Consider the following 14318-nt stretch of genomic DNA (forward strand, 5'->3'; position numbering starts at 1 on the left):
CGGGCGGCAGCTTTAGGCTGACAACACATCAACAGAGGAGATATCCCATGACCATCGAACTCACTGTGTCCGGCATGTCCTGTGGTGGCTGTGCCGCCAGCCTGCAAAAAGCCCTGCTGGCCCAGAGTGCAGTAACCCAGGCTCAGGTGGATTTTGCCAGCAGCAAGGCCGTCATCGAGAGCGAACTGAGCAAGGCGGAGCTGATCGCCCTGATTGAAGCCAAGGGCTTCTCGGCAAGTTAAATTATCTCTATAGAGGTATAAAACAGGTTAAGGTTCTGTATCCAGCTGTTTTTTGGTGAGAGTCATCACAGACCCCCTCAACAGAAAGCGCAAACTTGCTGCAATTTTTATCACTCAGAAGGATTTGCAGCATGACTCTCCCTATCCGCAAGACACTGCTCGCCGCCGTCGTTGGCCTGACCCTCTCCCCCCTGGCCATGGCACTGCCGCAGGTTCATATCCTGGCGACCGGTGGCACCATAGCCGGTGCGGGACAGTCCGCCACCCAATCCAACTATGAAGCGGGCAAGGTGGCCATCGAGACCCTGATCGCCGCCGTGCCCGAGATGAATAACGTGGCCGAGGTGCAGGGGGAGCAGGTGGTCAAGATCGGCTCCCAGGACATGAACGACGAGGTGTGGCTCAAGCTGGCCAAGCGGGTCAACGAGCTGCTGGCCAAGGATGACGTGGACGGCATCGTCATCACCCACGGCACCGACACCATGGAAGAGACCGCCTACTTCCTCAACCTGACCGTCAAGAGCGACAAGCCCGTGGTGCTGGTCGGCGCCATGCGCCCCTCCACCGCCATGAGTGCCGATGGCCCGCTCAACCTCTACAACGCCGTGGTTACCGCCTCCGACCCCAGCTCCAAGGGCCGTGGCGTCATGGTCGCCATGAACGATACCGTGCTGGATGCCCGCGACGTCACCAAGACCAACACCACAGGGGTGCAGACCTTTGCCGCCCCGAACTTCGGCCCGCTCGGTTACATCCACAACGGCAAGATAGACTACCAGCGCAGCCCGGCCCGCCTGCACACCAGCAAGACGCCGTTTGACGTGAGCAAGCTCGACAAGCTGCCGCAAGTGGGCATCGTCTACAACTATGCCAACGCCACCGATCTGCCGGCCAAGGCCATGGTGGATGCCAAGTTTGACGGCATCGTCAGCGCCGGGGTGGGCAACGGCAACCTCTACCACACACTGTTCGACACCCTGGCCAAGGCGAGCAAGGATGGCATCCGCGTGGTGCGCTCCGCCCGCGTGCCGACCGGCGCCACCACCCTGGATGCCGAGATCGATGACGCCAAGTACGGCTTCGTGGCCGCCGGCACCCTGAACCCGCAGAAGGCGCGCATCCTGCTGATGCTCTCCCTGACCCAGAGCAAGGATCCGGCCCAGATCCAGCGCTGGTTCCAGCAGTTCTGATCCCGGGGTTCAACCCGCTAACGTAAATCCATGAAAAAAGGGCAGGATTGGATCCTGCCCTTGCTCATGGAGTCATCTTCACATAGAGCGCGCCGTCAGCTCACCATCAACCAGCCGCAGAAGCCCAGGTACACCAGTCCCACGCAGGCCAGCCTGCCCGCCGTCATCCGCCCACGGCTGAAGCCCCACCACAGCAGTACCACCGCCAGCAGGGTCACCAGCGAGGAGACCATCATGGTGCTGTCGAGCAACCAGGGGGTGAACAGCAGGCAGAATGCCTTGGGTATGGTGCCCTGGATCATCATGGCACCGGAGATGTTGGCCAGCGCCAGCCGGTTCTTGCCCTGACGCACCCAGATCAGCACGTTCATCAGCTCCGGCATTTCGGTCGCCACCGGGCTCAGCAGCAGGGCCGCCAGCACGGGAGAGAGGCCGAACAGCTCGCCCATGCTCTCCAGCTGATGAACGAACAGCTGCGCCGCCAGCGCGACCACCACCAATGCCACCAGGGTCTGCAGCAGCACCTTGCCGAGCGCCGGGATCTCGGCCTTGGGATCCAGCTTGAGGGGCTCTGGCAACTCGACCTCGTGGCTGTCGGTCTGTTTCAGCTCGCGCCGCACATAGACCAGATAAACCAGCACGAACAGTGGAGCCAGCCAGGTTTTGCCGGTGAAGGCCACCATGCCGAGGGCCACCGCCACCAGGAAGATACCGACAAACCAGGCCTGATCCCGGCCTATCTCGCGCTGCACCTCGCCATCTATGACCCTGTGCTCACGGCTCATGCACAGCAGCAGGGTCACGCCTACGGCGGCATAGCCTATGGTGGAGAGCACCAGGGGGCCACCGAGGGCGGCGCCTATCCCAATCTGTTGCTGGGCGGGGGCATCCCCCATCAGCAGCGCGGTCAGGGTAACTATGCATTCGGGCAGGGCAGTGCCGAGGGCCGCCAGCAGGGAGCCGGTGGCACTCTGGGAGAACTTGAAGTGATGGCCGGTCCATTCGATACCGTTGACGAAATATTCGCAGGCCAGGTATATGGTGACGGCAGAGAGCAGAAATAACAGCAGGGTGATCAACATAATAGGCAACCGCCAGGCGAGCAGAACAACCGATGGACCCGATACGGCTCGCCCGGCTGGCTTGCATATCGAGGCCAAAGGTCTTGCAGAGCGATAGATGCTATCGCCGCTCATGCCATGGATCGACAGATCCAAGAATGTTGACATGAGCCCTGCCCGGATCACGGGCGGGTTGCTACTCCCCAATGACAGTGCGGGCTTTTTACCAAGTTGACCGCCGCCTCACAAGGCAAATTAATGATCACCCACTCAATAAGTTGTAAGAGAATGTAACTCCCTCTCGGTCAGCGCCCCCGGTTTCTCCGTCCGGATCCCCACTCTTTCCCCCGGCATCCACGCCTTGGCACAACGATTGCTATGAGTTGTCTACTGTCCACAATAGTTTGGGAAGGATGAACGATGAAACGGTGGATCCAACATTTCTATCAACTGAACCGCCTCAACTGGCTCATGGTCTGGTTGCTACTCTGCTGCAGCATCATATTGCTGTTTCCGGCCGGCCTGATGAAGGGAGCCGTCAGCCAGTGGGCCACGACCCACGCCGCCTGGCTCGGGGTCGGCATGCTGATCGCCATCTCCTACTTCTGCAGCCAGGGCTTCCTGATCGCCTGGGAGTGGGCCTGTGACGAATGGCAATCCCGCCGCCAGCAGGATCAGCTGGCCCAGATGATCGCCTTCCTCGATTTCAACGAGAAGGCGGTGTTGCGCGAGTTCGTGCTGCAACGCAAAAGCGTCATAAACTTGCCGATCACCGAGCCTGCCGTCAAAAACCTGATGGACGCCGGCGTACTCACCTACGCCTACGGCAAGCCGGTGCGGGAGAAAGAGGACGAGAACCAGATCCGGGCGCTGATGATAGCGCTGCCCGCGCGGCCGCTGCTCACCTACAAGGTGCTGGGCCTCTCCCGTGGCAAGATGAGCGACGAACAGGTGGAGCAGATCATGAGCGCCAGACCCAAGTTCGCCCAGAAGGGCTTCCAGCGCTAACTTGCTGCCATCCTTCAAATAAAAGAGCCGGACTGTGTCCGGCTCTTTGCTATCTGGCTGTTTTTATTCGGTTCTGTCCTTGAGACAGCCGGTACAGACCGGTGGATCTGCCGTTAGTCGGTTCTGGCTTTCAAGTAACCGGCGCAGATTGGCGGATCTGCCCTTATTCGGTTCTGGCCTTCAAATAGCCGGCATAATCCGGGATCTGCACGCTGAACGCCTGATGCATGTGAGGGCTGTCCATGATGAAGTCCGCGGTGGCCTCGTTGGTGGCAACCGGTATGTTCCACACAGCCGCCAGGCGCAGCAGCGCCTTCACATCCGGATCGTGGGGCACCGCATTGAGGGGATCCCAGAAGAAGATCAGCACGTCTATCTTGCCCTCGGCAATCAGGGCACCGAGCTGCTGGTCACCCCCCATGGGGCCGGAGAAGAGGCAGGTGATGGGCAGTTGTGCCTTCTTGCCGAGCATGGTGCCTGTGGTGCCGGTCGCGTAGAGATGGTGGAGCTTGAGCTCCTCCTTGCGGCGCATCACCCAGTTCAGCAGAGGGGTCTTCATGTTGTCGTGAGCCACCAGCGCCACCCGCTTGTGGGGCGCCATCTCACGTGCAATCAGTTCCATGGAATTCATCCGTAGCATTGTGATGGGAAGAGAGCCGTATCCTAATCGAAAGCGGCGCCCGCTGCCTTGCCGGGCGCCGTAACTGTGATCACTTCGACTGTTCAATCCACTGCTGGTTCTTCTGCTCCAGCACGGAGATGGGCAACATGCCGTATTCCAGCACATGGTGGTGGAACGCCTTGAGGTCAAACCGGCCGCCAAGGGCCTGCTCGGCAGACTCCCGCATCCGGATCAGCGCCAGCTGGCCCGCCTTGTAGGAGGTTGCCTGACCGGTATAGGCCATGTAGCGCGGCACCTCGGAGCTGATGTCCCCCACCCCCAGTGCCGAGTTCTCCTTCATGTAGCCGACGGCCCTGTCGTGGCTCCAGCCGTACCAGTGAATGCCGGTATCCACCACCAGCCGCATGGCCCTGAGCATCTCCTCGTTGAGGCGGCCGAAGTACTGCAGCTGGTTGTTGAAGGCGGACGAGCCCTCGACCTTCACATCCCCCACGGCGGGATCATAGAAGCCGCGCCCCTGATAGAGCCCCATGTCGTGATCCGCCAGGTATTCGGTGTAGAGCGCCCAGCCCTCCGCATAGGCGGTATAGGAAGCGTTCGCCACGTACTGCGGGAAGTCGGGATCCTTGGCCGCCAGCTCCTGGGCTATGGTGATCTGGAAGTGGTGGCCCGGCGCCGCCTCGTGGGCCAGCAGGGTGCTGATGTTCCAGCTCTGCAGGCCATAGGGGTAGTAGGTGTTGAGGACGAACTGCCCCTTGCGACCGGTCTGCGGGTTGCCATCCTGATACCAGGCGACCCCGCCATACGGCGCCTCGTCATAGGAGACGGGCACCACCTCGTAATCCAGTTTGGGAATGGTGCGCTCGGCATCGAAGAAGTCCGGCAACACCAGCGCCGCCTTGCTCTTGAAGCCGTTGTACTCCCGCAACGCCCGCTCATGCTCGGCCAGCGCCTGCTGCTGCGGCTCGCTCAGGGCCGCGCCGGCCGCATTGCCCGGGTTGAGATTGGCGGACCAGACAGCCAGCGGATTCTGGTAAAAGAAGGCCGGCTCGTTCAGATAGCGGAAGAAGTCATAGATCTGGCCGCTCTGCTTGCTCTGTGCCACCTCATCGCTGTCGCACTTGCCGACGGTATGGCACACCTTGACCATGGCACCGAAGATCCGCTCCACCTCGCTCAGCCCCAGCTCATGCACCTGCTCCGGCGTCATATTGGTGGTGGTGTGCTTCTTCAGCAGCCAGCGATACCAGTCGCGGCCATTGGTCATGCCGCAGAAACCGTCGTCACACTCGCCGCTGCCAAGGCGCACCGCGTAGGCGCCGCCATGCTGGTAATCCAGATAGTCCCGCAGTGCCAGATAGCGGCCGTTGATGCTGTCCAGCACCCCCTTGTACTCGGTGCGCAACGCCTCGTCGGCCTCTCCCGGCAACTGCTGCCAGCCGAGGTAAGCCCCGGCGATCGCCTCGCCATCCAGCTTGCTGTTGAGCTGGGCCAGCAGCCGGTCCACCAGCTCGTCCGGCAAGGTGTTGCCCTGGGCGCTGCCCAGCTCGAACTGGTGCTTCACCTCGGCCAGGTAGCCATCATAGGCCTTGAGCCAGACAAGGTGCTCCTGATACCAGGCCAACGGAGCCGTCGTTGCCCTGGCCTGAGTGGCCAGCGCCGGGGCCTTGGCCGGGTGGTCGAGATCCCGCCGCCAGGCGGCATCCCCTGGCGCGACCCGCTCGGCCGAGCTCTGCTCGAAGTAATCGAAGCCGCTGCTGACGGTGCGGGCGGCCTTGCCGCTAGCGGGAGCCATCCCCACGTCATCGGCCAGATCCACCACCCGGTTGCGGAAGTGGTGGATCGGGATCTGGGACTGGGGCAGCTCGTAACCCGCCAGATTGATCTGCAGATCCCAGCGGATCATGTCGTAGAACAACCGGTCCCGCTCGCTCAGCACGCTCGGGTCCAGGGCATCCAGCCGGCTGAGCAGCGCACTGTCGAGCGCCTTGCGTTTGGCAATGCTGGACGCATCGATGGCAAAACCGTAAGGGTCCAGCGCCTGGCTCTCGCGCAGGGCCTCATCCATGGTTTGCATCAGGGAGGCCTTGGTCGCGGCGGGATCCGCCGGCGCGTTGGAGCTGTTGTCGTTGCAGGCAGCGAGGGAGAGTGCAATGGCGCAGGCAAGCGCCAGCTTGTTGGGCAAGAAATGCATGGTGTAGTCCTTTAACCGTTGTTATTGTTTGTCCCCAATAAGGGGTTCCAATAGTGCATCTCTCTCGCGTACTTTTTTGCGACCTGATTAACAAAAATAAGCTTACTTTTCATGATGATAAGAATCATGAAAAGCTATGCAGCCGGACATAAAAAAACCCGCCTGAGCGGGTTTTTGAATCGGCTTTTCATGCCATAACTATTCAGGATGAGCCGTGATGCAGCTGGGACTGCTGGTAGTTCTCCAGCCCGATGCGATCGATGAGGTCGAGCTGGGTTTCCAGCCAGTCCACGTGCTCCTCTTCATCTTCCAGAATGTCCTGGAACAGGTCGCGACTGATGTAGTCCTGCACCGACTCTGCGTAGGCGATGGCCACTTTCAGGTCCGGGATGGCATCCATCTCCAGCGACAGATCGCAACGCAGCATCTCCTCCACCGTTTCACCGATGCGCAGCTTGCCCAGATCCTGCAAGTTGGGCAGCCCCTCCAGAAACAGCACCCGTTTGACCAGTTCGTCGGCGTGTTTCATCTCATCGATGGACTCGTGATACTCCTTGTGCCCGAGCGCCTTGAGGCCCCAGTCGTCGTAGATGCGGGCGTGCAGGAAGTATTGGTTGATGGCAATCAGCTCATTGGCCAGCACCTTGTTGAGGTGGGCAATGATCTTGGGATCTCCTTTCATCGACAGTGCTCCTTGGTTCGTGCCTGAGGCCTCGATCGTTAGAGCTTAGTCCAGAAAAGTGACAACAAGAGGTCTGGCGAGCCAGCTCGCCTGAGAGGAAAGGTAACCCTGTTGGCGGGTCGAGTCAGCAAAAGATCGGTCCGGGTCAGGCCACCTCGTAGTAGAGCGGGGCCTGTTCCAGCTCGACCTTGTCGAGTTCGGCGGCGATGATCTCCATGGTCATGCGCACACACTTGCCACACTGGGCCCCCACCTCCAGCGACTGCTTGAGCTGACGGAACTCGGTCTTGCCTGCCTGTACCGCCTTGCGGATCTGGGTATCTGTGATGCCGCGGCACAAACAGACGTACATAGTGTTTACCTCGTGCTGGAATGCCATGAAATCTAAATGAGAATGGTTCGTAGTGCAAATAACAATTAGTAATAAGATCCCCTGCTTGCCAGCCATCAACCCCTTGGTGACAATGTCCCGTCACAGAGGAAAACATCATGCTCAAGAAACTGTTCACAGCCCTGTTCGCAAGCAAGCCAGCCCCTGTCGTTGAGGTGACTCCCACCGAGTACGCCGGTTATCTCATCTACCCCGAGCCCATGGCGGAAGGGGGCCAGTACCGGCTGGCGGGCCGCATCACCAAAGAGATGGATGGCGCGCTGCAAACCCATATCTTCATTCGCTCCGATCTGTTCGCCAATCCGGCCGATGCGGAGCGTTTCATGGTGCAGAAGGCGCACACCTTCATCGATCAGATGGGGGATCGCATGTTTGAACCCTGCGTCAAAGCGGGCAACAGTTCAGCCTCATGAGCCCTGCCGAGGTGAAAGCCCTGCGCCAGGCCCTGGCCCGGGCAGGTGAACGGCGCCTGGTCTGGCTGGAAGGGAACGAGGCCGATTGCATCGCCCGTGCCGAAGCGCTGCTGGGCGGCGTCATCTATTGGCTAGGAGAAGGTCCGGCCTGCCATGGGCCCGTTCCCGCCGCCAAGGCGCTGCAACGGCTCGGTCAGGAGTGCGACACCCTTGTCTTCAACGCTTTCAGCGGCTTTCATCCCGACGCCTTCGGCGCGCTGGCGGGCACACTGCGGGCGGGCGGCCTGCTGCTGCTGCTGACGCCCCCCGGAGCGCAATGGCCCGAGTATCCGGATCCGGACAGGGTGCGGCTGGTAGCCCAGCCAGAAGAGGCGAACCGGGCCGGCCACGGTTTCATCGCCCGACTGGTGCACCTGCTGGCGGGGGATCCTGCGCTCTCCCTGCTCCCGCCCACCAGCACAGAGCCCTGGCAGCCGATCGGTGAGCAGCGGCGGCTGAGTCATGATCAGGCCGGCGCCCTGCCCGCCATTCACAGGGTGTTGCACGGCCATCGTCGCCGCCCCCTGGTGCTGAGTGCCGATCGGGGACGCGGCAAGAGCAGCCTGCTGGGCCTCGCCGCCGCCGAGCTGCTGCGCCAGCAACCCGACCTCAAGATAGTGGTGACGGCCCCCTCCCAGGCCACGGTTGCCACCCTGTTTGCCCACGCGGCACAGTCGCTGGGTACAGAGGTGGACCGGCTGGTTGGCCTCGAGTTCTGCTCACCGGCCCGACTGCTACAGGAAGCCCTGCAACCCGATCTGTTGCTGGTGGATGAAGCCGCCGCCATCCCCACGCCGCTGCTGGAGGCCATGCTGGTCCGCCACAGCCGTATCGTCTTCGCCACCACGGAGCACGGCTACGAGGGCACGGGACGCGGTTTTCACCTGCGTTTCAAGCGAGTGCTGGACCGTCAGACGCCGGATTGGCAGGAGATCCACCTAGCCGAACCGATCCGCTGGAGCCTTGGCGATCCGCTGGAGCCGCTGGTATTCCGGCTGCTTGGCCTCAATGCCGAGGTGGATCCGCCCCTGCCACCGACCAGCCCGGGCTGGCGGCTGATCGGGCAGGATGCGCTGGTGAACGACGAGGGACTGCTCAATCAGCTGTTCGGCCTGCTGGTGCTGGCTCACTACCAGACCACGCCGAGCGATCTCAGGTCTTTGCTGGAGAGCCCGGATCTCGACATCCACCTGCTGGAGCAGGAGCAGAGCCTGCTCGGGGTGGCGCTGGTGGCACGGGAGGGCAACATAGATCCCGAGCTGGCCGAGCAGATCTGGGCGGGCCGACGGCGCCCGCGCGGCCATCTGCTGCCCCAGTCCCTGCTGGCCCACGCCGGTTTCAAAACCGCAGGGGCGCGCAGCTACGCCCGGGTGATGCGCATCGCCATCCACCCGGCGCTGCATCGCCACGGGCTCGGCTCGCGACTGCTCGGCCAGCTGGAGGACTACTACCGGGAGGAAGGGCTCGACTATCTGGGCTCGGCCTTCTCGGCCAGCGCCGATCTGCTGCCCTTCTGGCGCAGGGCCGGGCTGCGGGTGCTGCGCATCGGCCTGCAACGGGATGCCGCCAGCGGCAGCCATGCCGCCCTGCTGCTCAAGGCGCTGAAACCCGAGTGGGAAGCCGAGCTGGCCCGGTGGCACCAGCACTTCGCGTGCCAGCTGCCGACCCTGCTGGCAGGCGAGTTGAAAGGGCTGGAACCCGAACTGGTGTGGCAATCTCTGGAGGGGAGCCCTGCCCTGCCGATGCAGGATGAGTTTGAGCGCGATGAGCTGGTGTGCTTCGCTCACCACCACAAACCGTTCGAGCTGTGCCAAGCCAGCCTGCAGCGCTGGCTGGCCGGCAATCTGCCACGACTGACATCGCTCACCCCCGCCGAGCGTCAGCTGCTGATCGCCACCATCTGGCAATATGCGGACTGGGGGCATCTGGCCTATCGGCTGCAACTGGCGGGCAAGCCGGCCATCATCAAGGCGCTGCGCACCCTGCTGGCTCGCCTGCTGGATACCCCTACCACTCGATAGGCTCGCCTCGCCAATCGAGATAGCCGAGTTCGCCGTCGGGCATCAGCCTCGCCATCAGACTCACCAGCTGACGGGCTACCTGCTCTGGCGTCTGCAAGCTGCCGGCCGGCAGATTGGCGTGAAACGGGCGCGAGAGCTGGGTATCCACTGTGCCCGGATGAAACGCCAGCAGCTTGACGCCCGGGGCTCGCCGGGCAAGCTCGATGGCGGCGCACTTGAGCAGCATGTTGAGGGCCGCCTTGGAGGCGCGATAGCCATACCAGCCCCCCGCCCGATTGTCGCCTATGCTGCCGACCCGTGCGCTGAGCACCGCCAGAATGCAGGGCGAGGCGCCAAGCAACGGGAGCAGCTGCTTGATCCAGCGCAGCGGCAGCAAGGCATTGATCTGGTAGAGGTGGGTCATGGTTTCGACATCGAGTGCTTCCAGCCGCTTTTCCGGCTTGATCTCCCCCTGATGCAGGATGCCATTGCAGATCACCAGCCGCTGCGGTCTCGGGGCCAAAGTGGCGATACGGGCCACCACGTCAGCCATCTGCTGATCGCTGTAATCACAAGCCAGCCAATGCAGGCGGGGATCCTCACACCCGACTGGGGCCGGCTGCCTGCTGACCGCCATGACGGAACCGGCCCCTGTCGCCAGCCAGTGGGCCACCAGCGCCTGACCTATAGCGCCCCCGGCTCCTATCACCACTATGCCCTCGTTCATGCTCGGCTCCTGTTTGCGGTGAGTGTGATGCCCTTCTCCATCACCTCTTTCTTTCCCTGTTAAGCTGTTACGCGCCTTCCTGTCTGCCGGATCAAGCAGTTATGAGGGCCATCTTGTGTGGATCTCCCCGGTGTGGGCGGATCCATTCCTATACTGAGGGAAAACCGCAGCCGGTGCTGCCAGCGCAACCAGAAGCACGAGAGTCGCCATGATGTCCAAAGACGGGGAAGAGCGTAAATCCATCCTGACCGAGAGCGGTACCAACGAGCTCGAGATCATCGAATTTCACCTCAAGAAGCAGCTACCCGATGGCAGGGAAAAGATCGCCTATTACGGCATCAACGTCGCCAAGGTGCGCGAGGTGATCCGGGTACCTGACACCACAGACTACCCCAACGCCCAGCGCCACATGGTGGGTGTCTTCTCCCTGCGCGAGCGGCTGATCCCGCTGGTGGATCTCGCGGGTTGGCTTGGCATCAAGACCAACCCGGACCCCAACAACAAGGTGGTCATAGTCACCGACTTCAACAAGATGGCGAACGGCTTCCTCATCGACAGCGTCAGCAGGATCCACCGGGTCTCCTGGGAGGATGTGGAGTCCCCTAGCCAGTTTCTGGAGGCGGGCGAGAATGATTGCGTGGTGGCCGTGGTCAGGCGCGATGGCAACCTCATCATGATCCTCGACTTCGAGAAGATCATCGCCGACATCAACCCAGAGCTGAGCATGGAGAAGTACGATGTGACCCAGGATCGCAAGGTCCTCATAGACGATCGCATGATGGCACTGCGCCAGGCCAAGACGGTGCTGGTGGTCGACGACTCCGCCTTCATCCGCAAGATGATAGAAACCACGCTGCGCACCGCTGGCTACAACGTGGTGACCGCCAAGGATGGGGGCGACGGGCTGGAGATGCTGATGGAGTTCGACCGCCTGTCGCAGGAGGAGAAGATCCCGGTGGCCGAGTTTGTCAGCGGCATCATCACAGACGTCGAGATGCCCCGCATGGACGGCATGCACCTGCTCAAACGGCTGCGGGATACCCCTGCCTTCAAGACCACCCCCATCGTCATGTTCTCGTCGCTGATGAGTGATGACAACCGCCAGAAGGCGCTGCAGCTGGGGGCCAACGACACCATCACCAAACCCGAGCTGGGACGCATGGTCGGCATGATGGACAACTTCCTGCTCGGCATCCCCATCCCCAAACCGGGCAATCTGTAATGCCGTCAGCCTGACACTCAAGCAAACGGGCGCCTCGGCGCCCTTGTTGTTGATGTTTTTTAGCAGCATCAGAGATAGCGCTCCTGAGCCGTTCATCCCATTTCGCAAGAGATCAACGAAAAGGCAGAGCTTCTTTCTGGATCGAGCTCCCATGCCAATCCTTCACTGACAGGCTGCTTGTCATTCCAAATCCTTATTGACCTTAAGATTTTGTAAATTTTCTTATTGCCATCGCCCAAGCAAGATAGCTCTCAAATTGAGTGTGATGTGGCTGATGCCATGCGCTATCGAGACATCAAATGTCGTCTCTATCAATGAATTTCCTGGAGTCGCTATGCCGTTGTTCAAGCCGTTAATCACCCCTGAAGTCACCGATATGGCTCCCGGATTCCGGGCCTTGAGCATCACTGTCCAGGCGGCTGCCATTGCAGACCCCACAGTGGGGATGCGGGCCCTGGAACAAGCCTCCCTTGCCATGGCCAGAGAAGATGCACCCTGGGCCGATGCACACCTCTCCGCCTGGGCGGATCTCTTTAGAAAGTTTGGCGCCAAACCACAGCGCACTCCCTGCTCCGCCGAAGCCCTGCGAAAACGGGTTGCCCGTGATGGCAGCCTGCCGAGTATCGATCCTGTCGTTGACCTCTATAACGCCATCAGCATTGAGTACGCCATACCGGTAGGGGGCGAAAACCTGACCACCTATGAAGGGACGCCGAGGTTGGTGGTTGCCGATGGCAGCGAGCTATTCGACACAATGAAGGGCGGCGAAGTGGTTCATGAATCTCCAGAACCCGGTGAAGTGGTATGGCGGGATGACAAGGGGGTGACATGTCGACGCTGGAACTGGAGACAGGGAGTCAGGACTCGGCTCAATGTGGAATCGAGCATGATGTGGTTCATTCTGGAGAGCTTGCCCGAAATGCCCCTGGAAGCTTTGCAAGCAGCCGGGAACAAGCTGATTGAAGGCATACAGCAGATGATGCCCGGCGCCGTGATAGAGCAAACCGTCATTGGCCATGTCGAGTGACCACAACGCCGGACTGGCCGTCTCTATGCTGTCCGCGTGATCGCAACGAGCAATGCAAAGAGGCTCCGAAGAGCCTCTTTTGTTGTCAGAACCCGACTCAGCCCAGCAGCAGGTAGAGCTGATGGGCCGCCACCCCGGCGCACAGGCCACCTATGGTGTGGGCCACTATGGCGCGGGAGGTGAGATGGCGATAGCCGAGCGCATCCAGCATGGCAGTATGAGTGCTGAGAAAACCGCTCCAGCACATGCCCATGGCGGTGAATACCGCGACCTCGTTGCCGGTGATCCAGCCCTTGCCGATGAAGGGCGGCACCAGCGACATGGCCGCCCCGACCGCTCCCAGCGAGGTCACGGGGAAGGCCACCAGCTCGGCATGGGTGAAGCCGAACAGCAGCTCGAACAACCAGCCCACCTTGGCCGCCAGCACGGGCAGCAGCGCCACCCCCTGAAAGGCCTCGCCACTGTAACCCTGCTCGCCCGGGCCGAAGGTCAGCAGCATCACGAAGGTGCTGATGATGAGTACCCCCGGGATCACCGCCATCCCCAGCTCCACCCCGGACTTGCCGCCATCGAGCAGGGCATTGAGCACCCGCAGCCAGGTGGGGGCCGCTTCCTGACTCAGACCCGGCTTGGCGCCCACGCTCACGACCTCGTCATCAATCAGGGTTTCCCCCACCAGCGGGCGGATCATGCGCTGCATCAGCCGGGTCGAGATCACTGAGCCGATGAGGGCACCGAGCAGGCCGATCAGGGCCGCACTGGCGGTCGATTCACCGCTCGGCAGTTGCAGGGTGGCCATGAAGGTCACCACTATCAGCCCCATGCCGAAGGCGGTGCCGAAGTTGGTGAGCGAGACCAGCTGCCAGGGGGTGAAGCCCTTGCGAAAACGGCTGTCCTTGGCGAGGCTGATCACCGCCGGATTGTCGGAGAAGAAGGTCATCAGGGCCGCCAGGGCGGTGCGGCCGGGCAGGCGGAAGATTGGCTTCATCAAGGGTGCCAGCAGCACCTCCAGCAGGCGGATCACCCCGAACTCGCTGAGCAGCTGGCTCAGCGCCCCCGACAGCACAGTAATCCCCATGATGAAGAGCACTGTATTGAGCAGCAGCTGATGGGCGGTGTTGAACAGGGTATTGACCAGGGCGGAGAGCCCCATCTGGCTGCCGAGGTAGCCGAACAGGCTGCCCAGAATGGCCAGCACCAGTACCGGCTCCAGCCAGCTGCGAAGGGAGGTGATACCCTGGTGAGAATCTTTAACTACTTGATTTTCCATACCAATCCTGAAGTCTGTCGCTGTGTGGTGAGTATTGTTGTTATGGCACCCATAAAGCAGGAGCCCTTGTCTCGCGACAAGGGCTCCTTGAATGGCTCCTCCTGCTGGGCTCGAACCCGTGGCATACGGATTGACGGGCCGCCGTTCTGCCGGCTGAAGCTGGGAGGAAAAAATGGGTTGCCGGACGATCCTGTCCAGTCTGCCTGTCTCGCACCGGCCCACGGCCTGCC

At 61.5% G+C, this 14318-nt stretch carries 14 protein-coding genes and 1 riboswitch; of the genes, 7 read left to right on the forward strand and 7 right to left on the reverse strand.

Annotated features, from left to right (window positions below; translation table 11 throughout):
• Window positions 1-47 precede the first annotated feature (47 nt).
• Together AACW87_RS16615 and ansB are read left to right on the forward strand one after the other, a co-directional pair.
• Window positions 48-242, forward strand: a complete 195-nt coding sequence (locus AACW87_RS16615; protein ID WP_043137256.1) for a heavy-metal-associated domain-containing protein — start codon at window positions 48-50, stop codon at window positions 240-242.
• Window positions 243-373: 131 nt separating this feature from the next.
• A complete protein-coding gene (gene ansB / locus AACW87_RS16620; RefSeq protein ID WP_241325582.1) occupies window positions 374-1432 on the forward strand; it encodes an L-asparaginase 2 in 1059 nt (352 codons plus the stop codon).
• A 95-nt stretch (window positions 1433-1527) separates the two neighbouring features.
• On the opposite strand, the gene AACW87_RS16625 is transcribed toward ansB, so the two are convergent.
• A complete protein-coding gene (locus tag AACW87_RS16625) occupies window positions 1528-2514 on the reverse strand; it encodes a sodium:calcium antiporter (RefSeq protein ID WP_043554385.1) in 987 nt (328 codons plus the stop codon).
• 88 nt (window positions 2515-2602) lie between these two features.
• Window positions 2603-2710: riboswitch (yybP-ykoY riboswitch) on the reverse strand.
• Between the two features lie 203 nt (window positions 2711-2913).
• Between AACW87_RS16625 and AACW87_RS16630 the strand changes: the two genes are divergently transcribed.
• Window positions 2914-3501 carry a superinfection exclusion B family protein gene (locus tag AACW87_RS16630; RefSeq protein ID WP_042868087.1) on the forward strand — a complete coding sequence of 196 codons (588 nt, stop codon included), beginning with the start codon at window positions 2914-2916 and terminating at the stop codon, window positions 3499-3501.
• A 163-nt stretch (window positions 3502-3664) separates the two neighbouring features.
• On the opposite strand, the gene AACW87_RS16635 is transcribed toward AACW87_RS16630, so the two are convergent.
• From AACW87_RS16635 to AACW87_RS16650, 4 genes are all read right to left on the reverse strand, one after another.
• Window positions 3665-4123 (reverse strand): methylglyoxal synthase, encoded by a 459-nt coding sequence (locus AACW87_RS16635; RefSeq protein WP_241325583.1) that lies wholly within the window; start codon window positions 4121-4123, stop codon window positions 3665-3667.
• Window positions 4124-4211: 88 nt separating this feature from the next.
• Window positions 4212-6317: a DUF885 domain-containing protein gene (locus AACW87_RS16640; RefSeq protein WP_241325584.1), complete on the reverse strand. Its 2106-nt coding sequence runs from the start codon at window positions 6315-6317 to the stop codon at window positions 4212-4214.
• 202 nt (window positions 6318-6519) lie between these two features.
• A complete protein-coding gene (gene bfr, locus AACW87_RS16645) occupies window positions 6520-6999 on the reverse strand; it encodes a bacterioferritin (protein WP_005314068.1) in 480 nt (159 codons plus the stop codon).
• A gap of 145 nt (window positions 7000-7144) precedes the next feature.
• A complete protein-coding gene (locus AACW87_RS16650; RefSeq protein WP_172955265.1) occupies window positions 7145-7351 on the reverse strand; it encodes a bacterioferritin-associated ferredoxin in 207 nt (68 codons plus the stop codon).
• Between the two features lie 137 nt (window positions 7352-7488).
• Here AACW87_RS16650 and AACW87_RS16655 point away from each other — a divergent pair, with 137 nt between their 5' ends.
• A complete protein-coding gene (locus AACW87_RS16655; RefSeq protein WP_241325585.1) occupies window positions 7489-7803 on the forward strand; it encodes an HlyU family transcriptional regulator in 315 nt (104 codons plus the stop codon).
• Complete coding sequence (locus AACW87_RS16660; RefSeq protein ID WP_241325586.1) at window positions 7800-9863, forward strand: tRNA(Met) cytidine acetyltransferase TmcA; 2064 nt, start codon at window positions 7800-7802, stop codon at window positions 9861-9863. Before AACW87_RS16655 ends, AACW87_RS16660 begins: the two co-directional genes overlap by 4 nt.
• On the opposite strand, the gene AACW87_RS16665 is transcribed toward AACW87_RS16660, so the two are convergent.
• Window positions 9850-10569 (reverse strand): SDR family NAD(P)-dependent oxidoreductase, encoded by a 720-nt coding sequence (locus tag AACW87_RS16665; RefSeq protein ID WP_241325587.1) that lies wholly within the window; start codon window positions 10567-10569, stop codon window positions 9850-9852. The two genes, AACW87_RS16660 and AACW87_RS16665, sit on opposite strands and share 14 nt — an antisense overlap.
• A gap of 208 nt (window positions 10570-10777) precedes the next feature.
• Between AACW87_RS16665 and AACW87_RS16670 the strand changes: the two genes are divergently transcribed.
• Together AACW87_RS16670 and AACW87_RS16675 are read left to right on the forward strand one after the other, a co-directional pair.
• Window positions 10778-11791, forward strand: coding sequence for a chemotaxis protein (locus AACW87_RS16670; RefSeq protein ID WP_043554378.1), 1014 nt, complete (start codon window positions 10778-10780; stop codon window positions 11789-11791).
• A gap of 334 nt (window positions 11792-12125) precedes the next feature.
• Window positions 12126-12818, forward strand: a complete 693-nt coding sequence (locus tag AACW87_RS16675; RefSeq protein ID WP_241325588.1) for a B3/B4 domain-containing protein — start codon at window positions 12126-12128, stop codon at window positions 12816-12818.
• A 97-nt stretch (window positions 12819-12915) separates the two neighbouring features.
• Here the strand turns inward: AACW87_RS16675 and AACW87_RS16680 are convergent, their stop codons facing one another.
• A complete protein-coding gene (locus tag AACW87_RS16680) occupies window positions 12916-14088 on the reverse strand; it encodes a CD0519/CD1768 family membrane protein (protein ID WP_241325589.1) in 1173 nt (390 codons plus the stop codon).
• Between the last annotated feature and the right edge of the window lie 230 nt (window positions 14089-14318).

Origin of the sequence: Aeromonas sp. MR7 (assembly GCF_963899385.1) — a bacterium.
GTDB lineage: Bacteria > Pseudomonadota > Gammaproteobacteria > Enterobacterales > Aeromonadaceae > Aeromonas > Aeromonas bestiarum.

Excerpts from the sequence above, each read along its gene's own strand:
- AACW87_RS16660 (WP_241325586.1), top strand. The coding sequence starts at position 7,800 with ATGAGCCCTGCCGAGGTGAAAGCCCTGCGCCAGGCCCTGGCCCGGGCA.
- AACW87_RS16625 (WP_043554385.1), bottom strand. The coding sequence starts at position 2,514 with ATGTTGATCACCCTGCTGTTATTTCTGCTCTCTGCCGTCACCATATAC.
- AACW87_RS16650 (WP_172955265.1), bottom strand. The coding sequence starts at position 7,351 with ATGTACGTCTGTTTGTGCCGCGGCATCACAGATACCCAGATCCGCAAG.
- AACW87_RS16640 (WP_241325584.1), bottom strand. The coding sequence starts at position 6,317 with ATGCATTTCTTGCCCAACAAGCTGGCGCTTGCCTGCGCCATTGCACTC.
- AACW87_RS16635 (WP_241325583.1), bottom strand. The coding sequence starts at position 4,123 with ATGGAACTGATTGCACGTGAGATGGCGCCCCACAAGCGGGTGGCGCTG.
- AACW87_RS16665 (WP_241325587.1), bottom strand. The coding sequence starts at position 10,569 with ATGAACGAGGGCATAGTGGTGATAGGAGCCGGGGGCGCTATAGGTCAG.
- AACW87_RS16670 (WP_043554378.1), top strand. The coding sequence starts at position 10,778 with ATGATGTCCAAAGACGGGGAAGAGCGTAAATCCATCCTGACCGAGAGC.
- bfr (WP_005314068.1), bottom strand. The coding sequence starts at position 6,999 with ATGAAAGGAGATCCCAAGATCATTGCCCACCTCAACAAGGTGCTGGCC.
- ansB (WP_241325582.1), top strand. The coding sequence starts at position 374 with ATGACTCTCCCTATCCGCAAGACACTGCTCGCCGCCGTCGTTGGCCTG.
- AACW87_RS16680 (WP_241325589.1), bottom strand. The coding sequence starts at position 14,088 with ATGGAAAATCAAGTAGTTAAAGATTCTCACCAGGGTATCACCTCCCTT.
- AACW87_RS16655 (WP_241325585.1), top strand. The coding sequence starts at position 7,489 with ATGCTCAAGAAACTGTTCACAGCCCTGTTCGCAAGCAAGCCAGCCCCT.
- AACW87_RS16615 (WP_043137256.1), top strand. The coding sequence starts at position 48 with ATGACCATCGAACTCACTGTGTCCGGCATGTCCTGTGGTGGCTGTGCC.
- AACW87_RS16675 (WP_241325588.1), top strand. The coding sequence starts at position 12,126 with ATGCCGTTGTTCAAGCCGTTAATCACCCCTGAAGTCACCGATATGGCT.
- AACW87_RS16630 (WP_042868087.1), top strand. The coding sequence starts at position 2,914 with ATGAAACGGTGGATCCAACATTTCTATCAACTGAACCGCCTCAACTGG.